The organism is Sedimentitalea sp., assembly GCF_039973035.1.
GTDB lineage: Bacteria > Pseudomonadota > Alphaproteobacteria > Rhodobacterales > Rhodobacteraceae > Sedimentitalea.
The window spans coordinates 19,995-41,179 of record NZ_JBDWLR010000087.1 but is presented as its reverse complement, the minus strand read 5'-3'; the positions used below and the strand labels follow the sequence as shown (position 1 = coordinate 41,179).

Here is a 21,185-nt window from a genome sequence, read left to right as displayed (position 1 = left end):
GACCAAGGATGAAGGTGGCCGTCACACGCCGTTCTTCGCCAACTACCGTCCGCAGTTCTACTTCCGGACCACGGATGTGACCGGCACGGTTGAACTGGCAGAAGGCACCGAGATGGTCATGCCTGGCGACAACGTGTCGTTCGGCGTCGAACTGATCGCCCCGATCGCCATGGAACAAGGCCTCCGCTTCGCCATCCGCGAAGGCGGCCGCACCGTCGGCGCCGGCGTCGTATCCAAAATCCTCGACTAAGCACTTGAGGATTGGTTCGGGGCAGGATATGCGCCCCGGATCAGACAGAAGATTTGACCTATGGGCGGGATTCTTTCCCGCCCTTCGGGTTCGAAGAGGGCCGGTGGAATGAGCTATTGGTCGTCCTATCAACTCCAAAGCCTTGAAAGGCTGACGAAATGCAAAGCCAAAACATTCGCATTCGGCTGAAAGCTTTCGATTACCGTGTCCTGGATGCCAGCACGCAGGAAATCGTGAACACAGCCAAGCGGACGGGCGCCAACGTACGTGGCCCGATCCCGCTGCCCAACAAGATCGAGAAGTTCACCGTTCTGCGTGGACCTCACGTCGACAAGAAATCCCGTGACCAGTTCGAAATCCGCACGCACAAGCGTCTGCTGGATATCGTTGATCCGACCCCCCAGACCGTGGACGCGCTGATGAAGCTCGACCTCGCCGCTGGTGTGGACGTCGAGATCAAACTGCAATCGTAATCGGAGGGTAATGAATATGCGCTCTGGTATTATCGCAAAGAAAGTCGGCATGACCCGGCTGTTCATGGAAGACGGCAAGCAGATCCCTGTGACCGTTTTGCAATTGGACGGTCTGCAGGTCGTGGCGCAACGCACCAACGACAAGGACGGCTATTCGGCTGTTCAGCTGGGTGCCGGTTCGGCCAAGGTCAAACGCACAAGCCAAGCGATGCGTGGGCACTTTGCTGCGGCAAAAGTGGAACCCAAGCGTAAGGTCGCCGAGTTCCGTGTGTCTGAGGACAACCTGATTGGCGTCGGCGAAGAAATCTCTGCCGAGCATTTTCTGGAAGGTCAGAAAGTGGACGTCAGCGGCACTTCGATCGGTAAAGGTTTTGCCGGTGCGATGAAGCGTCACAACTTTGGTGGTCTGCGCGCTACTCACGGTGTGTCGATCAGCCACCGTTCGCACGGCTCGACTGGCCAGTGTCAGGACCCCGGCAAGGTGTTCAAAGGCAAGAAGATGGCCGGCCACATGGGCGCTGCCCGCGTGACCACTCAGAACCTCATGGTCGTCAAGACTGACGCCGATCGTGGCCTGGTGTTCATCAAGGGTGCCGTTCCTGGCTCCAAAGGTGGCTGGGTAACAGTCAAGGACGCCGTGAAAAAGAAGCTGCCTGATGGCGTGCCGTTCCCGGCCGGTCTGAAGACAGCCGCAACCGAAGCACCCGCAGAAGAAGCGCCTGCGGAAGGTGGTGAAGCATGAAACTTGATGTGATCAAACTCGACGGCGGCAAGGCCGGCGACATCGAGCTGGATGCCGCACTGTTCGGACTGGAGCCGCGTGCGGACATTCTGCACCGTGTGGTTCGCTGGCAGCGCAACAATGCGCAGGCCGGTACTCACAAGGTCAAGACACGGTCCGAAGTGAGCTATTCGACCAAGAAGATCTATCGTCAGAAGGGTACCGGCGGCGCACGTCACGGTGCACGGTCTGCACCGATCTTCCGTGGTGGTGGCGTCTACAAAGGCCCGGTTGTCCGTAGCCATGGTCACGAATTGACCAAGAAGTTCCGCAAGCTGGGTCTTCGTCACGCGCTGTCTGCCAAAATGGCAGCGGGTGAGCTGGTGATCATTGATGAGGCCGCCGCAGAAGGCAAAACCTCTGTGCTCGCCAAGATGGTCAAGGACCTTGGCTGGAAACGGGCGCTGATCATTGATGGCTCTGCCGTCAACGAAGGGTTTGCCAAAGCCGCGCGCAATATCGAAGGGCTGGATATCCTGCCGTCGATGGGCGCAAACGTTTACGACATCCTCAAGCGTGACACTCTGGTGATCACAAAGGCGGGTGTAGAGGCACTGGAGGCTCGTCTGAAATGAGCGCGAAGGCAGAACATTACGATGTGATCCGCAAGCCGGTCATCACCGAAAAGGCCACCATGGCGTCCGAAAATGGCGCAGTGGTGTTCGAAGTAGCGATGGACAGCAACAAACCGCAGATCAAAGAAGCCGTTGAATCCCTGTTCGGCGTCAAGGTGAAGGCGGTCAACACCACCATCACCAAAGGTAAATCCAAGCGTTTCCGCGGCCAGTTGGGCAAGCGGAAAGACGTTAAAAAAGCCTATGTGACCCTCGAAGAGGGCAACACGATCGACGTGTCCACCGGACTCTGATCTGATCGGAAAGCATTGATGAAAGGCCCCTGCGAAGGCGGGGGCCTTTTTCTTTTTTTTGGTATCGTCGTGCGGGATGGTGCACATTTCCCGGTTTGAATGTAGCGACCAGAGGTTTCGTAACCTCTTGTTTCAGGGCTATCGACCGTATCGGGTGAAAGCGCGTGGATCACGAGCCCGGTCGCACAGAGAATACCAACGGGAGAACCGCGAGGTCCTTACGTCTCAGCGGTGAAAACCGTGAGACTTTCGGTCAAGGCCGATCACAGCGGGCAACTTCACAATAGACGAAGATACAAGGCCAGCGGCTCTGTCGACACGCCGCAGGCATCTGTTTGCTTGGTTGCTTTGGTCCCGATAGCTTTACAGCGGAACGTCGTCGTAGCTGCGAGCGAGGCCAGCCGTGGTTTCCTTGAGAGTCGTTCCTGCCACCTCTGAAATCTTTTCGCATATGCGAGTCGTTTGGGCGGTATATTGTTCAACGGCGTCCTTAAAGAACTCGGATTGAACCTGCATGATATCCGCGGGCGTTTTGCAGTTAAGCAGGGCTTGCTGAGTTTCCTGATCTTTTTGCAACCGATCCGTGACAAAGCGGGCGCTGTCGTTCAACAGTTCCACCCAGGCTTCCATGACTTTGGGATTGGCCCCCATCATGACCTGAGTCATGTCAATCGCGCCTGTGTCCGCTTTCTGATCCTTTGATTTCGTTCTGGGCATGATGCTTGTCCTTTATGCTGGGCGCGTCGTATTGCGCCAAATACAGTGGTTTCCTAGCATGCTGGATGGGGGTGAGACCTTGATCTGGATCGTGCGATCATCAATTTTCGCCAATGTTCCCTCAAAAAGGCAGCTGTATTCTTGGTGAGTCGGGGCGTGTTAAGCGCCTTCGCGACAGACAGAAGACGTCCTTTGGTGACGAAGCGCTTGACCCCCGTGCGGCTCTCTAATAACAGACACCATCCGCGCCGCCCCGGATTCGTCCGGGGCGGGCGTTATTTTGCCATCAGGCAATGCAATCGAGGACCTTCGGGGCCTTACACCACTGGCACCTACGGGGGCCTCAAACATAGCGGCGGGTAAACTCGCTGCACTGCTAAACGGAAGACAGAAAGCATGGCACTCAAGTCGTATAAGCCGACGACGCCGGGCCAGCGTGGGCTGGTGCTGATCGACCGTTCGGAGCTGTACAAAGGACGTCCGGTCAAATCCCTCACACAGGGTTTGACCAAGTCGGGCGGCCGGAACAACACCGGGCGGATTACAATGCGTCGTACGGGCGGTGGGGCAAAACGCCTTTATCGTATCGTAGATTTCAAACGCAATAAACTGGACGTGGCGGCCACCGTCGAACGGATCGAATATGACCCGAACCGGACCGCCTTTATCGCCCTAGTCAACTATGCCGATGGTGAGCGCGCCTATATTCTGGCGCCGCAGCGTCTGGCGGTTGGTGATCAGGTGATCGCGTCCGCAAAAGCCGATATCAAGCCGGGCAACGCGATGCCGTTCTCAGGCATGCCGATCGGTACAATCGTGCACAACATCGAGATGAAGCCTGGCAAAGGCGGTCAGATCGCGCGCGCGGCTGGCACCTATGCCCAGTTCGTCGGTCGTGATGGCGGCTATGCTCAGGTACGTCTGAGCAGCGGTGAACTGCGCCTGATCCGTCAGGAATGCATGGCCACAGTCGGTGCCGTGTCGAACCCCGACAACAGCAACCAGAACTTTGGTAAAGCTGGCCGTATGCGTCACAAGGGCATCCGCCCCTCTGTGCGTGGTGTTGTCATGAACCCGATCGATCACCCGCATGGTGGTGGTGAAGGCCGGACATCCGGTGGTCGTCACCCGGTAACGCCATGGGGCAAGCCGACAAAGGGTGCAAAAACCCGCAACAAGAACAAAGCGTCCAGCAAGCTGATCATCCGCTCGCGGCACGCCAAGAAGAAGGGACGCTAATAGATGTCTCGCTCTGTTTGGAAAGGTCCTTTTGTCGACGCATATGTGTTGAAAAAGGCCGAAGCGGCCCGCGATAGCGGTCGCAACGAAGTCATCAAAATCTGGTCGCGCCGCTCGACGATCCTGCCCCAGTTCGTGGGTCTGACGTTTGGCGTCTACAACGGCAAGAAACATATCCCAGTCAACGTCAGCGAAGACATGATCGGTCAGAAGTTCGGTGAATATTCCCCGACTCGTACCTATTACGGTCATGCCGCCGACAAGAAAGCGAAGCGGAAGTAAGTCATGGGCAAGGAAAAGAACCCCCGCCGCGTGGCAGACAACGAAGCAATGGCAAAACTGCGCATGCTCCGTACCAGCCCGCAGAAACTGAACCTGGTCGCAGGCATGATCCGTGGCAAGAAAGTTGATCGTGCATTGACCGATCTGACTTTCAGCAACAAGCGGATCGCCGAGGACGTGAAGAAATGCCTTCAGTCCGCGATTGCCAACGCCGAGAACAACCACAACCTAGACGTCGATGAACTGATCGTCGCCGAGGCCTATGTGGGCAAGAACATGACGCTGAAGCGCGGACGCCCCCGGGCCCGTGGACGTTTCGGCAAAATCATGAAGCCGTTCTCGGAACTGACCATCAAAGTGCGCCAAGTTGAGGAGCAAGCCTAATGGGTAACAAAGTCAATCCGATTGGCATGCGCCTGCAGGTGAACCGCACCTGGGACAGCCGCTGGTACGCTGACACCAAGGACTACGGTGATCTTCTGCTCGAAGACCTGAAAATCCGCGAGTTCATCAAAGAAGAGTGCAAGCAGGCCGGCATCAGCCGTGTGATCATCGAGCGTCCGCACAAGAAGTGCCGCGTCACGATCCACACAGCACGCCCCGGCGTCATCATTGGCAAGAAAGGTGCAGACATCGAAGGTCTGCGCAAGAAAATCGCCAACATGACCGACAGCGAACTGCACCTGAACATCGTCGAAGTCCGCAAGCCGGAACTTGACGCTGCTCTGGTCGGTGAGTCCATCGCACAGCAGCTGGAGCGCCGGGTTTCTTTCCGCCGCGCCATGAAGCGCGCGGTTCAGAACGCGATGCGTATGGGCGCCCTGGGTATCCGGGTGAACCTCGCGGGTCGTCTGGGTGGTGCTGAAATCGCGCGGACTGAATGGTATCGCGAAGGTCGTGTGCCGCTGCACACGCTGCGTGCCGATATCGATTACGCACATGTAGAGGCCAAGACTGCCTATGGGATCATCGGGATCAAGACCTGGATCTTCAAAGGTGAGATCATGGAACACGATCCCGCTGCACGTGACCGTAAAGCTCAGGAACTCCAGGATGGTCCCGCACCCCGTGGTGCCGGTGGCCGCCGCTAAGGAGATACGACTATGCTTCAACCAAAACGTACAAAATTCCGCAAGATGCACAAAGGCCGGATCAACGGTCTGGCAAAAGGCGGAAGCGATCTGAACTTTGGCACCTATGGCCTCAAGGCTCTTCAGCCCGAGCGCGTAACCGCCCGTCAGATCGAAGCTGCACGTCGTGCCATGACGCGTCACATGAAACGTCAGGGCCGTGTCTGGATCCGGATTTTCCCGGACACCCCGGTCACTTCCAAACCCACCGAAGTTCGGATGGGTAAAGGTAAAGGCTCTGTCGACTTTTGGGCGGCCAAGGTAAAACCCGGCCGTGTGATGTTCGAGCTTGATGGCGTCAACGAAGACGTTGCGCGTGAGGCGCTCCGCCTTGCCGCGATGAAGCTGCCGATCAAGACACGGATTGTGGTTCGCGAGGACTGGTAGGGTTCAAACCCACCAACCTAAGAATTGACAAGGCCCCCACCGCTGATCGGTGGGGGCCTTTGTTGTTGTGGAGACGGGGTGAACCGCTGCGGGACGATCTGCAAAGCGTGGCCCAGCCGTACCGACTGTTTAGGGCGTAGGGAAATCCGGCCAAGGCTCGGTTGGCAAGTCGAGCATGTAAGGCATTGGGTCATAGGTGACTTTGTGCGCGGCATCGCGCCAGGACCTGACGGCGGTGTCTGCCAGAAGCGTCAGGCAGTAGGTGCGGGCGTGGTCCGATACAGGTAACCCGTAGCCAATGATGCGTGCCGCCACGGGCGTATAGAACACGTCTGCCAGCGAGTAGTCACCAAAGAGCCAGCCCGATTTGTTACCTGATATCTGACGTGCATGGTCCCACAAGGTTTCCACACGTGCCACGTCTTTCATTACGGCGTCTGATGGTGCGAAACCGTTAAAACAGTGCAGCAGTTGCATTGGGCAATCTGTCCGCAGGGCGCCAAAGCCGCTGGCCATTTCGGCACATAGCCACCGCGCAGTCGCGCGATTGGCAGCGTCGGTCGGCCAGAGGCTCGCCTCGGGATGGCTCTCTGCCAGCGTTTCCGCGATGGCGAGGCTTTCGCTGACAACGACCCCATCTGGCGTTCGGACTGCAGGAACCAAGCGGGCAGGGGCGATGTCGGCCATGTCTGCGGCCATGGTGCCGGCATAGAGGCCGACCATGTGGGTTTGGCAGGGGATGTTGAATTTCTCGAACACCAACCAACCGCGCAACGACCAGCTGGAGAACATCCGGTCGCCGATAAAGAGATCATAGGTCATGGCCCGAGATTAGATGGGGCGCGTCAGGCGGTAAAATGTCGATTTGTGGCTGCGTTCATCACGGAAGATGATTGATGCGCCTGATCTGCCACTCTGTGTCGGACAGGTGCAATTCCGTGACCGACAGGTTGTCGATCTTGTTGCCGATAACCTCTCGCGCAGTCTTACCTGAGGCGCGTTCGATCTGGGTCATGATGACGCCGATATGGGCGACCACGATGATGTGCTGCCCGGTGTGTTGTTCGATCAACGTATCGACCGCGGGGCGAATACGCTGCGCCGCCATGTTCCAGCTTTCACCACCCGGCGGCACTGGGTCTCCTGGATTTTCCCAATAGTCACGGCTGAGCTGTGGATGTGTTTCAGAGACTTCGGAAAAGTGTCGGCCATCCCAGTCTCCAAAATGAAACTCGCGCAGGTCATGCAGGTCTGCCAGACGAGTGCGCCCTTTGCCAAGTGCATCGGCAGTCGCGGACGCCCGGATCAGATCAGAGGAAACCACAATAGCATCGCTGGGGAGAAAGCTGTTGAGGCGAGCAATCTGCGCGGTATCCGACAAATCCGCCGGCACATCGCGCCAGCCGACAAAGGCGCGTTCATGGGTGGGGCCATGTCGGACCCAATGAAATGTTGTCATGCCAAACTCCCTTTCAGAACCCGTGGCAGACCCGCAATGACTTGCACAACGGTGCCACATTCCCTTGCAAGCGCTATGTTGAGCCGCCCCTGCGCCTCGCGAAACTGTCGGGCCAATGCGTTTTCGGGCACAATTCCCTGACCGACTTCGTTTGATACGATGACAAGATCGGCAGCGCAGGTCCGAATAGCATCAATCAACGCGGCCTGCGCGACGGTGATATCCCTTTCGGCCAGCATCAGGTTGCTGAGCCACATTGTCGCGCAATCGAGCAAACAGACGTGTTCAGACGACAGCGTTTCAAGCGGGCGAACGATCTCGAGTGGTGCCTCGATCGTTGCCCAGCCTTCTCCACGGCGGGTGATGTGCTGGTCGATCTTGGCGCGCATTTCAGCGTCAAACGCCTGTGCCGTGGCCAGATACACCATTGGTTTGCCTGATTTTTCGGCGAGTGCCTCGGCAAAAGCCGATTTGCCGGACGCCGCCCCGCCCAGAACGAAAGTGTGTCTTGAATGCACGTACATGTTACCCGTGATTGATCCAAACGCCTCTACCCTGCGTAACTATCATGAAAACGCAAAACAACCCGCCGAGGATCGGGCAACAGACAGGGGATAGAGATGGCACTGGATACACAGAACGACATGTCTCTTTCGCGGACCGCCATGAAAGCTGAAATGCTGGATGCGGAAACCGAACTGAAGCTTGCATATGCCTGGCGGGATGAGCGTGACGAGGCGGCGCTTCATCGCCTGATCACCGCTTACATGCGGCTGGCGATTTCGATGGCCGCCAAGTTTCGCCGTTACGGTGCGCCGATGAAAGATCTGATCCAAGAAGCCGGGCTGGGCCTCATGAAAGCGGCGGACAAGTTCGACCCGGATCGGGGTGTTCGGTTTTCGACCTATGCCGTCTGGTGGATCAAGGCCTCGATTCAGGATTATGTGATGCGGAACTGGTCGATGGTCAGGACCGGGTCGACCAGCAGTCAGAAGTCGCTCTTTTTCAACATGCGCCGGGTTCAGGCCCAGCTTGAACGCGAGGCCGCCACGCAAGGCGACAGGTTGGACCGCCATCAACTGCATCATCTGATATCTACGGAAATCGGTGTTCCTTTGCGGGATGTCGAAATGATGGACGGTCGCCTTGCCGGGTCAGATTTCTCGTTGAACGCGACGCAATCCGTCGAAGACGAGGGTCGTGAATGGATTGATGCGCTCGAGGATGAAGGTGCTCAGGCGGCGGACGTTGTCGAGGAATCGCATGACCGTGAACAACTGCGTGAATGGTTGTTGCTTGCGATGCAGGATTTGCCGGAACGCGAACGCTTCATCGTGCGCGAACGCAAATTGCGAGAGACACCGCGCACATTGGACAATCTCGGACAAGAGCTGGGCCTGTCCAAGGAACGCATTCGCCAACTCGAAGCTGCGGCATTTCAGAAGATGCGCAAAAGCCTTGAAACCCGGTCGGACGAGGTGCAAAACTTCCTCGCATGAGGTTCTTTCACATTCTGTTCCTGATGGTGTTGGCCGCCCCGGTTTGGGCGACCGACTTGACCGAAGACCTTCTGTCGCAGATGCGCGGTGTGGACGTGGTGATTGTTGGCGAGGTTCATGACAACCCTGCCCATCATCTGAACCAGCATGAAGTCCTGAAGGCGTTGCAACCCAAGGCGGTCGTTTGGGAAATGCTGACCCGAGAGGAAGCTGGCCGCATATCTTCTGAAATGATTCACGCGCCGGATCGGCTTAAGGCCGCTCTGGATTGGTCGCATTCCGGATGGCCTGCGTTTTCAATGTACCATCAGGTCTTCGCCGCGGCCCCAGACGCGCGCATCTTTGGTGGTGAGGTGCCTCGGGAAGCGGCGCTTGCAACTATTCAGAGCGGACCAGCGACGGTATTTGGTGCAGATGCTGAACGCTATGGGCTGACCAAGCCATTGCCGGAGGACGAAGAGAAGGCCCGCGAAGCGTTGCAATACGCGGCGCATTGCGAGGCGGTGCCAAAGGATCGGATGCAGGCCATGGTCGACATCCAACGGTTGCGTGACGCGGTGCTCGCGCGCGAGGTCGTTGCTGCGCTCGCTGAAACCGGAGGGCCCGTTGCTGTGATCACGGGCAACGGCCACGCCCGGCGTGATTGGGGCATCCCGGTCTACCTGGATCGGGTGCAACCCGATCTGACAGTATTTGCCCTCGGCCAATCCGAAGGTGGCGAGATTGCCGGAGAGTACGATGCGGTCCTCGACAGTGATCCTCCTGCGCGCGAAGACCCGTGTAACGCTTTCAAGACCGAAGGCTGAAATGCTCTGGAAGATCACCCGCCGCCCGCCTATGGTCGGGGCGATCTGAACCAGGGGGCACGGCATGTTAGCGTCAAAACGCATTTTGCTGATCATCGGTGGCGGGATCGCGGCCTATAAGTCGCTGGAACTGATTAGACGGCTACAGGATCGTGGTGCAAGTGTGACGCCGGTCCTGACCCGTGCGGGCGAGGAATTTGTAACTCCTTTGGCGGTTTCCGGTCTCGCGGGGCAAAAACTCTACCGGGATCTGTTCGATCTCGGGGATGAGGCCGAGATGGGCCACATCCAGCTTTCACGCAGTGCCGATCTGATTGTCGTCGCGCCCGCAACGGCGGATCTGATGGGCAAAATGGCGGCGGGGCTTGCCAATGATCTGGCATCAACGTTGCTCTTGGCGACGGATACGCCGGTTCTGATTGCACCTGCGATGAACGTGCGCATGTGGGAACATGCAGCGACTCGGCGCAACCATGCACAGCTTTTGGCGGATGGTATCCGCTGTGTTGGCCCGAATGAGGGCAGCATGGCTTGCGGCGAATTCGGACCGGGACGCATGGCCGAACCGATGGAGATCATCGCCGCGATCGAAACGGCGCTTGCAGATGGGCCGTTAAAGGGGAAGCGGATTTTGGTGACCTCTGGCCCCACGCATGAACCCATCGACCCGGTGCGCTATATCGCGAACCGGTCCTCTGGGGCACAGGGAGCCGCAGTGGCGCGGGCCCTTGCGGGGATGGGGGGCGAGGTCGTGTTTGTTACCGGCCCTGCCGACGTGCCGCCACCAGAGGGTGTGCAGGTGGTGCGCGTTGAAACGGCGTTGCAAATGGCCGAGGCGGTGCACTCCGCTCTGCCGGTTGACGCGGGTGTTTTTGCGGCGGCGGTCGCGGATTGGCGGATGGCACAGGCCAGTGATCGCAAGCTGAAGAAAAGCCGAGATGGCTTGCCCGTTCTCGAATTCGCAGAGAACCCGGATATTCTGGCCACCGTGTCGCAAATGACAACAGGGCGACCCGAACTGGTGGTGGGATTTGCCGCCGAAACCAACGATGTTCTGGAAAACGCGACCGCAAAGCGTGCGCGCAAGGGATGTGACTGGATCGTGGCAAACGATGTCAGCCCCGAAACAGGCATCATGGGCGGAAGCGAGAACGCGGTCGTTCTGATCAGCAGTGATGGCGCCGAAACCTGGCCTCGGATGGGCAAGGACGCGGTCGCGCAGCAGCTCGCCCAACGTATCGCAGCGGCGCTGGCATCTTAGATTTTCCGCTTCTTACAAGAGGCGAGCAGACACAAGCGGTGAAATGAAATGGTTTCAATTCTGGTGACATACGATGACGGCGCTGACATGGATGTGGCCTTGCCGTCCTATGAGACGTCCGGGGCGGCGGGCGCCGATCTTCGCGCCAATTTCGCGGATCGCGGTTCGGTGACGATTACTCCCGGTGCCCGGATGCTGGTATCCACTGGGCTGCGCATCGAAATACCCGATGGTTTTGAAGCACAGATCCGGCCCCGTTCCGGGCTTGCCCTGAAACATGGCATCACACTGCCAAATGCGCCGGGCACGATCGACAGCGACTATCGCGGGCCATTGGGCGTGATCGTCATGAATGCGGGCGACGCGCCGTTTGTGATTTCGCACGGCGACCGAATTGCCCAGATGGTTGTCGCCCCGGTGGTGCAGGCCCGGTTTGAAGTTGCCGAGGGTTTGGGTCACACCGCGCGCGGGGCGGGCGGCTTTGGGTCGACCGGACAGGGCTGATGTTGCTTGTTCTGGCAATTGCCGCGCTGATCTGGGGCGTGGGGGCGCTGATTGGGGTGTCGCGACAGGCGCGTTTGACCCTTTTGGTTGCGCTCTTCGGGATCGTCCTGCTGGTGCACCTGATCCTTCCAGACGGGCATCCCGTGCGGATGGCCACGGGCGAAACGCCGTCGCTCTGGCTGTTTCTGGCCGGGTTTGCCGCGATGATCGTAATCTATCGACGTGGATTGTCAGCGCTGCGCAAGCGGGCCCAAGATGCAGAGCCGCCGCAAGCAGAACCCCAAAAGACAGGCGCGTTCACCGAGACCGAATTGAATCGTTACGCACGACACATTGTACTGCGTGAGATCGGCGGCCCGGGGCAGAAGCGCATGAAACAGGCGCGGGTTCTGGTGATCGGGGCCGGTGGTTTGGGTGCGCCTGCGCTGCAGTATCTGGCGGCGGCTGGGATCGGAACAATCGGGGTGATTGACGATGACATCGTTGAAAACGCCAACCTTCAGCGGCAGGTCATTCACCGTGACGCAGATATCGGCATGCCCAAGGTGTTCTCGGCGCAACAGGCGATGGTGGCGCAGAACCCGTCCGTGCTCGTACGGCCCTATCACCGGCGTCTGACGCAGAACATCGCAGCGGAGTTGTTTGCGGACTATGATCTCATCCTTGATGGCACCGACAATTTCGAAACCCGCTATCTCGCAAATGCCACCGCAGTTGCCACAGGCAAGCCACTGATTTCCGGTGCACTGTCGCAATGGGAAGGTCAGCTCAGTGTTTTCGATCCAGCACATTCAGGACCCTGCTATGAATGCATTTTCCCAGAGGCTCCCGCGCCCGGTCTTGCGCCGTCCTGCGCCGAGGCCGGGGTCATCGGCCCGCTGCCCGGTGTGATCGGTGCCATGATGGCGGTTGAGACCATCAAGATCGTAACCGATGCGGGCGCACCGCTGCGCGGGCAGATGCTGATCTATGATGCGCTATACAGCGAAACCCGGACCATTCGCCTGCGACAGCGTGCCGATTGTCCGATTTGCCACGGCAAGGGGCAGGCGAACTGAGCCTGATTGAAGAAATCTGGAACCACCCACTGGACCCGGGCGCATGGGCCTCATAGCTTGCGCGGCAAAAGGAGATTGCCATGACCAACCCGATCCTAAGTGACTGGACCACGCCGTTTGAGCTTGCTCCATTTGACGCAATCTCTGATGCGGATTTTGCCCCCGCGCTGGAAACGGCGCTGGCGGCGCACAAGGCCGAGACCGCAGCGATTGCAAGCAATCCTGGCCCGGCAAGCTTTGCCAATACGGTCGAAGCGCTGGAGGCCGCGGGCGAGGCGCTGGACAAGGTTCTGTCGGTGTTTTTCACAGTCTCCGGAGCCGACAGCAATCCGGATCGTGAAGCGTTGCAGCGAGAGTTTTCTCCCAAGCTGGCGGCGCATTTCTCCGACATATCCTCGAATAAGGCGCTGTTTCGGCGGGTCGCTGATCTGTGGGCGCGAAAGGATGGCCTGGGTCTGACGGACGAACAGGCGCGGGTCCTGATGCTCACCCATCGGGGGCTTGTGCGCGCCGGTGCTGCTCTGGAAGGGACAGAGGAAGCCCGGATGAAGGAGATCAAGTCACGGCTGGCGACCCTCGGTACCGAGTTCACCCAGAATCTGCTGGCGGATGAGCGTGATTGGTACATGGAGTTGACCGACGCGGATCTGGAGGGCCTGCCAAAATTTGCGGTGGATGCTGCACAGGCGGCAGGTCAGGAAAAGGGTGTCGCGGGGCCGGTTGTGACGTTGTCACGCTCGATCATCGTGCCATTTCTGCAGTTTTCACCTCGTCGCGACTTGCGCGAAAAGGCCTATGCCGCGTGGACGGCGCGGGGGGCAAACGGTGGCAAGACGGACAATCGCGCGATTGCGGCAGAGATCCTGACGCTTCGGCAGGAACGGGCCGAATTGCTGGGGTATGAGAGCTTTGCCGACTACAAGCTGGAAACCGAAATGGCGAAATCGCCGGACAAGGTGCGTGACTTGTTGATGGCGGTCTGGGGACCGGCCAAGGCGCGCGCGGATGCGGATGCCGAGGTGTTGAGCCAGATGATGCATGACGACGGTGTAAACGCATCGCTTGAGCCGTGGGACTGGCGATACTATGCGGAAAAGCGGCGCAAGGCAGAGCATGATCTGGATGAAGCCGCGTTGAAACCCTACCTGCAGTTGGATCGGATGATTGAAGCGGCGTTTTCCTGTGCGAACCGTCTGTTCGGGTTGGAATTCCGTGCTGTCGATGTGCCGCTTTACCATCCGGATTGCCGGGCGTGGGAGGTCACGCGCGACGGAGAGCATGTCGCGTTGTTCATCGGCGATTACTTTGCACGCGGATCAAAGCGGTCAGGGGCTTGGTGCTCGGCGATGCGGTCACAGGCCAAATTCCCGGATAAACAAGCTCCGATTGTCATCAATGTCTGCAACTTTGCCAAGGGTGAACCGGCGTTGCTGTCCTATGATGATGCGCGCACGCTATTTCACGAATTTGGCCATGCTCTGCACCAGATGTTGTCGAATGTGACCTATGAGAGCATTTCGGGCACATCGGTCGCACGTGATTTTGTGGAACTGCCCAGCCAGCTCTATGAACACTGGCTCGAAGTACCGGACGTGCTGCGCGAATTCGCAACCCACGCAGAAACCGGCGAGCCAATGCCGACGGAAATGCTGAACCGGGTGCTGGAGGCCGCGACATTCGATATGGGGTTCCAGACCGTGGAATACGTGGCGTCCGCACTGGTCGATCTGGCCTTTCACGAAGGTGACGCGCCGGGTGATCCGATGGCACGGCAGGCCGAAGTGCTGGACGGTCTCGGCATGCCCCACGCGATCGGAATGCGCCATGCGACACCGCATTTTGCGCATGTGTTTGCGGGCGACGGTTATTCCAGCGGCTATTACAGTTACATGTGGTCCGAGGTGATGGATGCGGATGCGTTCGCAGCGTTTGAGGAGGCCGGAGGCGCCTTTGATCCCGAACGTGCGCAGGCGCTTGAACAGCATATCCTCTCTGCCGGTGGGTCGCAGGAGCCGGATGTTCTGTACACGGCGTTTCGCGGGCGTTTACCGGGGGTCGAGGCATTGCTGAAAGGGCGTGGGCTGGCCGCATAAATGCCATGCAAATTGTTGAAGAGTTAAGCCATCTTGCGGTATGTGAGTGCGACCGCGTGGCAGTAGAGTGGGAATACAAGTGATGGATCAACCCGAAGCAACCCCTGCGGCGGAGCTGCAGAAAGTGTCGGTCTCTGACCCCGGCTTTGATATGTATGTGGATTTGATGGCAAATTGCCTCACCGACATGATCTATGGTGGGGATCGGACGATCATTCGGCGCGGTAACAAGATCCCGTTTGACAAGAAAAAGCGGTTTCAGGGTCGCGATTGGCCAGTGGTCGGGCACAGCATGGCCGGGATCAAGCGATTGCAGAATGTGGCGCATCTGGCGGACCGGGTGATTGCTGAGGATGTACCGGGTGATTTCATCGAAACCGGTGTCTGGCGGGGCGGCGCATCCGCAATGGTGCGCGGCGTGCTGAAGTTTCGCGGGATCGAAGACCGCAAGGTGTACCTCGCCGACAGCTTTGAAGGATTGCCACCGCCCAACGAGGACGAGTTCCCGGCCGACAAGGGCAGCCGCTATCACACACGCGGACGTCTTGCCGTCGGGGTTGAGGCCGTGAAGAAGACATTTGATGCCTATGATTTGCTCGACGATCGGGTAGAGTTTGTGGTTGGTTGGTTCAAAGACACCCTGCATAAGCTGGATGTGCCGCAGTTTGCGCTGATCCGTTTGGACGGGGACATGTACGAATCCACCATTCAGGCGATTTCGGCCCTGTATCCCAAGCTGGCGCCGGGCGGATTTATCATTGTCGACGACTATGGTGGAATCAAGGCCTGCCGCGAAGCGATCCATGATTACCGCGATGAACATGGGATCACCGACGAAATTCACAAGATCGACCACACCGGCGTCTGGTGGCAGAAGTCCTGATCTCGGTTGCTCAGTAGCCGAGCGAGCGGTCCACAAGGTGAAGGAACGGCTCGCCGGCTTCGCCGCGGCGGATGTTCTCGGCAATCACTTCGCTCGCGGTGCCTTCGCGGGTGGCGGAGGCAATGTGAGGTGTTACCGTGACCTTTGGGTGGGCCCAATACGGGTGATCTTTTGGCAAAGGTTCGGTTCTGAACACGTCCAAGGTGGCATGCCCCACCTGACCGCTATCAAGTGCGGCCAAAAGCGCGGCATCGTCGATCAACGGACCGCGCCCCGGATTGATTACTACTGCCCCGCGCGGTAGCTGCGCAAGCGTGTCGGCGTTCAGGATGTCGGTCGTTGCAGGCGTGTCCGGCAAAAGCAGTATCAGAATTTGAGCGGTCTCAAGCGCCGTCTTTAACCCGTCAGGGCCGTGAAGGGTGGTTACCTGTGGCACTGTCCTAGCGCTCCGACTCCACCCCGTGACGGGAAAGCCGAGAGTTGTCAGTGCGGCAGCACAGGCCTGACCAAGCGCTCCCATCCCAAGGATGGTTATGGGACGATCCTTCGCAAGAGGCGGCACCTGTGTGCGCCACTTCCCGTCCTGGCCGTTGATATGGGTGTCCATGCCAAGGTGCTGGCGCAGGGCGTGGCCCGTTACCCATTCGACCATGCCTTGCGTGAGGCCATGATCCACCATCCGCGCCAGCGGCACCGACAGGGTTTTGTTGTGAACGACATTCTCGACCCCGGCCCAAAGGTTCAGAACCGCCTTGAGATTGGTGTAGGGGCGGAAATCCTGCACTGAACTGTTCGGGGCATAGACGATGTAGTCCACCTGTTCTGGCGGAAAGTCCGGACGCAAGTCATAGTCGAGGCCGGTCTTGTCGAGCGCCGTGGTCAACGGCTCGCGATAGCTATCCCAGCGTTCGGATTTTGCGGCAAAGAGGATATTGATGGTCAATGTGTCACCGTCGTTGTTGGCGTGGGCGATGGATGTGGGCGCTGTGAACAAGCCCGAAGGCGACCATGAGAACCAGCATCGCCGACCCACCATAGCTGACCATAGGAAGCGGAACGCCGACCACCGGGGCCAGCCCCATGACCATCGACATATTCACCGCAAAGAACAGGAAGAAGTTGAGACCGATCCCGAGTGTCACAAGAGACGAGAAACGATCGCGCGTGGCCAGGGCTGTATAGACGCAGAAAATGATGATCAGTGCGTAGAGTCCGAGCAAGGAGAACCCGCCGACGAATCCGAATTCTTCGGCCAGAGTCGTAAAGATGAAATCCGTGTGCTTTTCGGGCAGAAAATTCAGGCGCGATTGCGTGCCTTGCATAAAACCGCGCCCGGTCCAGCCGCCAGACCCAAGGGCGATCTTGGATTGGGTAATGTGATAGCCCGCCCCCAATGGATCGCTTGACGGATCAAGAAACGTGTCGATGCGCCGGTATTGATAGTTCTTGAGCAACTGCCATTCGGTGCCCCGGCTTTCAAACACCGCTGTCACCAGCCCGACACCGGCAGCAATCACCGCCGCGAAATAGGCCCAGTGGACCCCGGCGAGAAACATCAACCCGCCACCGGCGGTCAGCAGCAGGATCGAAGTGCCAAGATCGGGTTGCTTCAGTACCAGCGCCGTCGGGAACAGGATGAGGGCGACGGGTACAAACACCCAGAAGGGATGCGATGTGCGTCGTGCGGGTAGCCAGTCGTAATAGGCAGCAAGCACCATCACCAGCGAGATCTTCATCAGCTCCGAGGGTTGCAAGCGCATGAAACCGAGGTTGATCCAGCGTTGGGCGCCCTTGCCCTCTTCGCCGATGGTTGCCACCAGAACCAGCAACACGATCCCCACCAGATAGGCCAGCACGGACATGTTGCGCCAGAACCAGATTGGCACCATGGCGACGATAACCATCAGTGCAAAACCAAGTGCGAAGCGCTTGATCTGCGGTTCGGCCCATGGCTGAAACGATCCACCAGCGACCGAATAGAGCATGAGGAACCCGACGCTCGCGACACTGATCAGCAAAAGCGTCAGAGGCCAGTTCATATGCAGCATCTTGCGCGGGCCGGTGGGTGTCGATTTGACGTTATGCTCAAGATAGCTCATGCGCGGTCACTCACCGGGGCGGCGACACCGGGGTATTCGCGGTGCAGCCGTTCCTGCTGTGCCTTGATCTTGTTGCGGTCGCCTGCCGGATAGGCGGACAGCGGCGGTGTATCGCCATAAAGCGCTTGCAACATGACATCGCGTGCAATGGGCGCCGCTGCAGTCGAACCGCCGCCGCCGTGCTCGACAATCACCGAAACCGCGTACCTGGGATTGTCATAGGGTGCAAAACAGACAAACAGCGCATGGTCCCGACGTTCCCACGGAAGATCGCGGTTGTGGATGACCCCAGCGGCACGTTCCGCCTTGGTGATGTTGCGGACCTGGCTTGTGCCGGTCTTGCCAGCCATACGGAATTCATCGGCGATGATGCGACTGCGATAGGCCGTGCCGCGTCGGTTGTTGCTGACGTCGTACATGCCCCGTCGCACCTGACGCAGGTTATTCTCGTTCATACCCAGCGATTCACCGGCACCGCTGGGCTGTTCGATCCCGTTGATCTTCTTGACCAGACGCGGTGTTACTTCGCGTCCTGTCGCGAGCCGTGCCGACATGACCGCAAGTTGAAGGGGTGAGGCCAGCATGAAGCCCTGACCAATGGACGAGTTCGCGGTATCACCGATGCGCCAGGCGTCGTTGTGAACGCGCTCTTTCCAAGCTCGGTTGGGAGCAAGGCCCTCGGCAACCGCAGACATCGGAATGTCGTGACGCACGCCCAGCCCAAAGCGTTTGGCCATGGCGGAAATCTTGTCGATTCCAACCTTGATCGCAACATCGTAATAATAGACATCGCAGCTTCGCATGAGCGAGGTGTTCAGGTCCACATGACCATGCCCGCCGCGTTTCCAGCAGTGAAAGCGACGACCCGAAACCTCAAGATGTCCGGGGCACCAGACGGTTTCACCCGGGCTTACCAATCCTTCTTCCAGCGCGGCCATGGCCGTGATCATCTTGAAGGTCGAACCCGGCGGATAGGTGCCCTGCACAGTCTTGTTGGCCAGCGGGCGATAGGGATCGTCGGTGAGGCCGCGATAATCCGCAACCGAGATGCCCCGTACAAAGAGGTTCGGATCAAAGCTGGGAGAGGAACAGATCGCGCTCAGATCGCCGGTTTGACAATCGATTACGACAGCTGCTGCGCTCTCGTTGCCCAGACGGGCCTGCACATAGCCTTGTAGGTCGGCATCGACCGTCAGTTGCAGATCTGCGCCGGATTGGCCTTCTCGTCGGTCCAGCTCGCGCATCACCCGGCCAGTGGCGTTGACTTCGACCCGCTTGGCACCGGCCTTGCCCCGCAGCACGTCTTCCCGTTTGGCTTCCAGCCCGACTTTGCCGATCTGGAATCGCGGGATGCGCAAAACCGGTTCGGGGTCATCGATCTGTTTGAGATCATAGTCGCTGACGGGTCCCACATAGCCAATCACATGCGCCAAATCCGCCTGTCGGGGATAAACGCGGGTCAATCCAACCTCGGGGGTAATGCCGGGCAGGGCAGGGGCATTGACCGCGATTTTGCTGATGTCGTCCCAAGTGACCTGATCGGCGAGGGTGATCGGCAGAAACGGCGGGCTGCGGCGCATTTCGGTGAGGGCGCGGTTCAAATCCTCTTCATCCAGTTCAACGAGGCGCGAAAGATCGGCGATGACTTTTTCGACGTTGCCGGCATCCTCTGGCACGATGATGATGCGATAGCTCGGCGAGTTATGTGCCAACCGTTCGCCATTGCGATCAAAAAGCTCACCGCGCGCCGGTGGAATCAGGCGAATGTTAACGCGGTTTTCCTCGGCAAGCAGGCGGAACTGATCTGCCTGATCGACCTGCATATACCGCATTCGCATGCCCAATGCGCCGATCAGGGCCAGTTGTGCGCCACCTAGAACCAGCGTTCGGCGGCTCATCTTGCGGTGGGTGGAGTCGAGTTCTCTGGGATTTCGTCGCATCAGCGTGATCCTAACGCATCAGAATTGCCGGGAGAAAGCTTGCGCACCCCCAATATGGTCTGCGTTACAAGCGCAACAAGTGGGTATACGGCCATTGTCAGCACCATCTGGATAAGATGCAGGGACAGCGGCGCCCTGTCCACTAACGTCACCGTCAGAATCAGCCGATCGAGAATCGTAATCGCAGCGATCACGACGCACACGTTGAACCATTCGACAACAAAGCTGGTTTCACCATGACTGTTCGCGCGGTTCTTCAGGAATTCGCAGCCCAGAACCACCAGCACCGCCATCAATCCCGGTGGCCGCTGGAATAGCAGGTCGGCCATCAGCATGACGGCCGCGATGCTGAGCGCGGGAACATAATCAGGGCGACGCAGCACCCAAGCGAGTGTGAACGCAATCAACAGGTCAGGCGGTGCCCAGCGGCGCGGTGTGGTTTCGAGCGGGATCAGGTGAAAGAAGATGATCACCGCAGCGAGCGCCAGAAACCAAAGGCGCATCGCCCAGGTATGGGACAGCGAAATGTTATTCATCCGGGGTTTCTCCGGATTGCGCAGTGTTGCGAACTTCAAGCGGCGCTACGATGTCGCCGGGATCCGAAATGGTTTCGGTGCCGTGGTGTCGCAATACGCGCAGGAACTCGAGCCGTTCGTAATCCGCAGAAAGCCTTACGCGCAACCGGCCAGATGGATCGGCGGCGACCTGACCGATCAGCAGGCCCGCGGGGAATACGCCTCCATCGCCGGAACTGACCACCCGGTCGCCGGGACGGACCAGATCGGTGTTTTCAAGAAAGTCCAGGATCGGTGCCGCCGAATTGTCACCTGCAACCAATGCTCCCTGACCTGAAGGCTGGATCGTCGCAGGCACCGAACTCGCCGCGTCGGTCAAGAGGATCACCCGCGATGTGGTCTCGCCAGTGCCGGAAATGCGTCCGACCAATCCGATGCCATCCATCGCCGCCCAGCCGTCGATGATGCCGTCGCGTGCGCCGACATTCAGCAATACCGATTGCCGGAACGGAGAGCCTGAATCCGCCATCACCACACCTGTGATATAGGTCAGGCGCGGGTCCAGGCGCACGTTGCTGAGATCGAGAAGGCGAGCATTTTCCTGCTCTAGCTGCAACGCCGCCTCTTTCCAGGCCTGCATCTGGCGCAGTTCATCACGCAGATCACGGTTCTGTTCGGCCAGCCGCTGATAGCTCTGAAAATCACGAATGAGATTGATTGTGCCGGTGACGGGCACCATCGCCCAGTTCATGTTGGGCACCACCTTGTCTGTGACCTGCGCCCGAAATCGTTCAACGCGGGGGCTGTCGATGCGCCAGATCAGAAAGATTGCTAGCAGGCACAGGCACAAAACCCCCAACAGCAAGCGGCGAAGCGGGGTGGCATAGTCATCGCGTTGTGAACGGTCCTTGGCCAATGGAACCTCTTTTGCGGCGCGTGCC

The 21,185-nt window shown here is 58.7% G+C and carries 25 protein-coding genes and 1 pseudogene; 17 read left to right on the top strand and 9 right to left on the bottom strand.

The features are described from left to right. The 5 genes and pseudogenes from tuf to ABJO75_RS22165 form a co-directional block, all read left to right on the top strand. Positions 1–250, top strand: a pseudogene (gene tuf / locus ABJO75_RS22185) (elongation factor Tu); the annotation flags it as partial. Between the two features lie 158 nt (positions 251–408). Then, positions 409–723 (top strand): 30S ribosomal protein S10, encoded by a 315-nt coding sequence (gene rpsJ, locus ABJO75_RS22180; protein ID WP_008756422.1) that lies wholly within the window; start codon positions 409–411, stop codon positions 721–723. 16 nt (positions 724–739) lie between these two features. Continuing rightward, positions 740–1,465, top strand: coding sequence for a 50S ribosomal protein L3 (gene rplC, locus ABJO75_RS22175; RefSeq protein ID WP_348125982.1), 726 nt, complete (start codon positions 740–742; stop codon positions 1,463–1,465). Then, entirely contained in the window at positions 1,462–2,079 is a 618-nt protein-coding gene (gene rplD / locus ABJO75_RS22170; protein WP_348125980.1) for a 50S ribosomal protein L4, read from the top strand. Before rplC ends, rplD begins: the two co-directional genes overlap by 4 nt. Then, the gene (locus ABJO75_RS22165) at positions 2,076–2,372 is read left to right on the top strand and encodes a 50S ribosomal protein L23 (protein ID WP_348125979.1); all 297 of its coding nucleotides are present in this window, start codon (positions 2,076–2,078) and stop codon (positions 2,370–2,372) included. Before rplD ends, ABJO75_RS22165 begins: the two co-directional genes overlap by 4 nt. A gap of 363 nt (positions 2,373–2,735) precedes the next feature. Here the strand turns inward: ABJO75_RS22165 and ABJO75_RS22160 are convergent, their stop codons facing one another. After that, on the bottom strand, positions 2,736–3,089 hold the full coding sequence (locus ABJO75_RS22160) for a phasin family protein (protein ID WP_348125977.1): 354 nt from the start codon (positions 3,087–3,089) through the stop codon (positions 2,736–2,738). A 396-nt stretch (positions 3,090–3,485) separates the two neighbouring features. Here ABJO75_RS22160 and rplB point away from each other — a divergent pair, with 396 nt between their 5' ends. From rplB to rplP, 5 genes are read left to right on the top strand one after another with little or no spacing between them, the layout of a single operon-like run. Next, positions 3,486–4,328: a 50S ribosomal protein L2 gene (gene rplB / locus ABJO75_RS22155; RefSeq protein WP_348125975.1), complete on the top strand. Its 843-nt coding sequence runs from the start codon at positions 3,486–3,488 to the stop codon at positions 4,326–4,328. 3 nt (positions 4,329–4,331) lie between these two features. Next, the gene (rpsS, locus tag ABJO75_RS22150; RefSeq protein WP_348125973.1) at positions 4,332–4,610 is read left to right on the top strand and encodes a 30S ribosomal protein S19; all 279 of its coding nucleotides are present in this window, start codon (positions 4,332–4,334) and stop codon (positions 4,608–4,610) included. A gap of 3 nt (positions 4,611–4,613) precedes the next feature. After that, positions 4,614–4,994 carry a 50S ribosomal protein L22 gene (gene rplV, locus ABJO75_RS22145; protein WP_316777566.1) on the top strand — a complete coding sequence of 127 codons (381 nt, stop codon included), beginning with the start codon at positions 4,614–4,616 and terminating at the stop codon, positions 4,992–4,994. After that, the gene (gene rpsC, locus ABJO75_RS22140) at positions 4,994–5,701 is read left to right on the top strand and encodes a 30S ribosomal protein S3 (protein ID WP_348125970.1); all 708 of its coding nucleotides are present in this window, start codon (positions 4,994–4,996) and stop codon (positions 5,699–5,701) included. The genes rplV and rpsC overlap by 1 nt, the downstream gene beginning before the upstream one ends. A 12-nt stretch (positions 5,702–5,713) precedes the next feature. Further along, a complete protein-coding gene (gene rplP / locus ABJO75_RS22135; protein ID WP_348125968.1) occupies positions 5,714–6,127 on the top strand; it encodes a 50S ribosomal protein L16 in 414 nt (137 codons plus the stop codon). A 129-nt stretch (positions 6,128–6,256) separates the two neighbouring features. Here the strand turns inward: rplP and ABJO75_RS22130 are convergent, their stop codons facing one another. The 3 genes from ABJO75_RS22130 to cobU are packed head-to-tail and all read right to left on the bottom strand — an operon-like array spanning position 6,257 to position 8,104. Beyond that, entirely contained in the window at positions 6,257–6,949 is a 693-nt protein-coding gene (locus tag ABJO75_RS22130; RefSeq protein ID WP_348125966.1) for a glutathione S-transferase, read from the bottom strand. A 58-nt stretch (positions 6,950–7,007) separates the two neighbouring features. Next, complete coding sequence (locus ABJO75_RS22125) at positions 7,008–7,586, bottom strand: histidine phosphatase family protein (protein ID WP_348125964.1); 579 nt, start codon at positions 7,584–7,586, stop codon at positions 7,008–7,010. Beyond that, on the bottom strand, positions 7,583–8,104 hold the full coding sequence (cobU, locus tag ABJO75_RS22120) for a bifunctional adenosylcobinamide kinase/adenosylcobinamide-phosphate guanylyltransferase (RefSeq protein ID WP_348125962.1): 522 nt from the start codon (positions 8,102–8,104) through the stop codon (positions 7,583–7,585). The genes ABJO75_RS22125 and cobU overlap by 4 nt, the downstream gene beginning before the upstream one ends. A 102-nt stretch (positions 8,105–8,206) precedes the next feature. Between cobU and ABJO75_RS22115 the strand changes: the two genes are divergently transcribed. From ABJO75_RS22115 to ABJO75_RS22085, 7 genes are all read left to right on the top strand, one after another. Continuing rightward, complete coding sequence (locus ABJO75_RS22115; RefSeq protein WP_348125960.1) at positions 8,207–9,085, top strand: RNA polymerase factor sigma-32; 879 nt, start codon at positions 8,207–8,209, stop codon at positions 9,083–9,085. Further along, positions 9,082–9,891, top strand: a complete 810-nt coding sequence (locus ABJO75_RS22110) for a ChaN family lipoprotein (RefSeq protein ID WP_348125958.1) — start codon at positions 9,082–9,084, stop codon at positions 9,889–9,891. Before ABJO75_RS22115 ends, ABJO75_RS22110 begins: the two co-directional genes overlap by 4 nt. A gap of 64 nt (positions 9,892–9,955) precedes the next feature. Continuing rightward, complete coding sequence (coaBC, locus tag ABJO75_RS22105) at positions 9,956–11,152, top strand: bifunctional phosphopantothenoylcysteine decarboxylase/phosphopantothenate--cysteine ligase CoaBC (protein ID WP_348125956.1); 1,197 nt, start codon at positions 9,956–9,958, stop codon at positions 11,150–11,152. 48 nt (positions 11,153–11,200) lie between these two features. Beyond that, on the top strand, positions 11,201–11,656 hold the full coding sequence (gene dut, locus ABJO75_RS22100; protein WP_348125954.1) for a dUTP diphosphatase: 456 nt from the start codon (positions 11,201–11,203) through the stop codon (positions 11,654–11,656). Continuing rightward, positions 11,656–12,714, top strand: coding sequence for a molybdopterin-synthase adenylyltransferase MoeB (gene moeB, locus ABJO75_RS22095; RefSeq protein WP_348125953.1), 1,059 nt, complete (start codon positions 11,656–11,658; stop codon positions 12,712–12,714). Before dut ends, moeB begins: the two co-directional genes overlap by 1 nt. A gap of 80 nt (positions 12,715–12,794) precedes the next feature. Beyond that, entirely contained in the window at positions 12,795–14,807 is a 2,013-nt protein-coding gene (locus ABJO75_RS22090; protein WP_348125951.1) for a M3 family metallopeptidase, read from the top strand. An 82-nt stretch (positions 14,808–14,889) separates the two neighbouring features. Then, positions 14,890–15,690, top strand: a complete 801-nt coding sequence (locus tag ABJO75_RS22085) for a TylF/MycF/NovP-related O-methyltransferase (protein ID WP_348125949.1) — start codon at positions 14,890–14,892, stop codon at positions 15,688–15,690. Positions 15,691–15,700: 10 nt separating this feature from the next. On the opposite strand, the gene ABJO75_RS22080 is transcribed toward ABJO75_RS22085, so the two are convergent. From ABJO75_RS22080 to mreC, 5 genes are read right to left on the bottom strand one after another with little or no spacing between them, the layout of a single operon-like run. Beyond that, positions 15,701–16,633, bottom strand: coding sequence for a glyoxylate/hydroxypyruvate reductase A (locus tag ABJO75_RS22080; RefSeq protein WP_348125947.1), 933 nt, complete (start codon positions 16,631–16,633; stop codon positions 15,701–15,703). A 4-nt stretch (positions 16,634–16,637) separates the two neighbouring features. Then, positions 16,638–17,789, bottom strand: a complete 1,152-nt coding sequence (gene rodA, locus ABJO75_RS22075) for a rod shape-determining protein RodA (protein ID WP_348125946.1) — start codon at positions 17,787–17,789, stop codon at positions 16,638–16,640. Further along, the gene (gene mrdA, locus ABJO75_RS22070) at positions 17,786–19,729 is read right to left on the bottom strand and encodes a penicillin-binding protein 2 (RefSeq protein WP_348125945.1); all 1,944 of its coding nucleotides are present in this window, start codon (positions 19,727–19,729) and stop codon (positions 17,786–17,788) included. Before mrdA ends, rodA begins: the two co-directional genes overlap by 4 nt. Beyond that, a complete protein-coding gene (locus tag ABJO75_RS22065) occupies positions 19,729–20,265 on the bottom strand; it encodes a rod shape-determining protein MreD (protein ID WP_348125944.1) in 537 nt (178 codons plus the stop codon). Before ABJO75_RS22065 ends, mrdA begins: the two co-directional genes overlap by 1 nt. Beyond that, positions 20,258–21,160 carry a rod shape-determining protein MreC gene (gene mreC / locus ABJO75_RS22060; RefSeq protein ID WP_348125943.1) on the bottom strand — a complete coding sequence of 301 codons (903 nt, stop codon included), beginning with the start codon at positions 21,158–21,160 and terminating at the stop codon, positions 20,258–20,260. The genes ABJO75_RS22065 and mreC overlap by 8 nt, the downstream gene beginning before the upstream one ends. Positions 21,161–21,185: the final 25 nt, after the last annotated feature.

Coding starts and splice junctions, on each gene's coding strand:
- rpsJ (WP_008756422.1), top strand. CDS start 409: ATGCAAAGCCAAAACATTCGCATTCGGCTGAAAGCTTTCGATTACCGT.
- rplC (WP_348125982.1), top strand. CDS start 740: ATGCGCTCTGGTATTATCGCAAAGAAAGTCGGCATGACCCGGCTGTTC.
- rplD (WP_348125980.1), top strand. CDS start 1,462: ATGAAACTTGATGTGATCAAACTCGACGGCGGCAAGGCCGGCGACATC.
- ABJO75_RS22165 (WP_348125979.1), top strand. CDS start 2,076: ATGAGCGCGAAGGCAGAACATTACGATGTGATCCGCAAGCCGGTCATC.
- ABJO75_RS22160 (WP_348125977.1), bottom strand. CDS start 3,089: ATGCCCAGAACGAAATCAAAGGATCAGAAAGCGGACACAGGCGCGATT.
- rplB (WP_348125975.1), top strand. CDS start 3,486: ATGGCACTCAAGTCGTATAAGCCGACGACGCCGGGCCAGCGTGGGCTG.
- rpsS (WP_348125973.1), top strand. CDS start 4,332: ATGTCTCGCTCTGTTTGGAAAGGTCCTTTTGTCGACGCATATGTGTTG.
- rplV (WP_316777566.1), top strand. CDS start 4,614: ATGGGCAAGGAAAAGAACCCCCGCCGCGTGGCAGACAACGAAGCAATG.
- rpsC (WP_348125970.1), top strand. CDS start 4,994: ATGGGTAACAAAGTCAATCCGATTGGCATGCGCCTGCAGGTGAACCGC.
- rplP (WP_348125968.1), top strand. CDS start 5,714: ATGCTTCAACCAAAACGTACAAAATTCCGCAAGATGCACAAAGGCCGG.
- ABJO75_RS22130 (WP_348125966.1), bottom strand. CDS start 6,949: ATGACCTATGATCTCTTTATCGGCGACCGGATGTTCTCCAGCTGGTCG.
- ABJO75_RS22125 (WP_348125964.1), bottom strand. CDS start 7,586: ATGACAACATTTCATTGGGTCCGACATGGCCCCACCCATGAACGCGCC.
- ABJO75_RS22115 (WP_348125960.1), top strand. CDS start 8,207: ATGGCACTGGATACACAGAACGACATGTCTCTTTCGCGGACCGCCATG.
- ABJO75_RS22110 (WP_348125958.1), top strand. CDS start 9,082: ATGAGGTTCTTTCACATTCTGTTCCTGATGGTGTTGGCCGCCCCGGTT.
- coaBC (WP_348125956.1), top strand. CDS start 9,956: ATGTTAGCGTCAAAACGCATTTTGCTGATCATCGGTGGCGGGATCGCG.
- dut (WP_348125954.1), top strand. CDS start 11,201: ATGGTTTCAATTCTGGTGACATACGATGACGGCGCTGACATGGATGTG.
- moeB (WP_348125953.1), top strand. CDS start 11,656: ATGTTGCTTGTTCTGGCAATTGCCGCGCTGATCTGGGGCGTGGGGGCG.
- ABJO75_RS22090 (WP_348125951.1), top strand. CDS start 12,795: ATGACCAACCCGATCCTAAGTGACTGGACCACGCCGTTTGAGCTTGCT.
- ABJO75_RS22085 (WP_348125949.1), top strand. CDS start 14,890: ATGGATCAACCCGAAGCAACCCCTGCGGCGGAGCTGCAGAAAGTGTCG.
- rodA (WP_348125946.1), bottom strand. CDS start 17,789: ATGAGCTATCTTGAGCATAACGTCAAATCGACACCCACCGGCCCGCGC.
- mrdA (WP_348125945.1), bottom strand. CDS start 19,729: ATGCGACGAAATCCCAGAGAACTCGACTCCACCCACCGCAAGATGAGC.
- ABJO75_RS22065 (WP_348125944.1), bottom strand. CDS start 20,265: ATGAATAACATTTCGCTGTCCCATACCTGGGCGATGCGCCTTTGGTTT.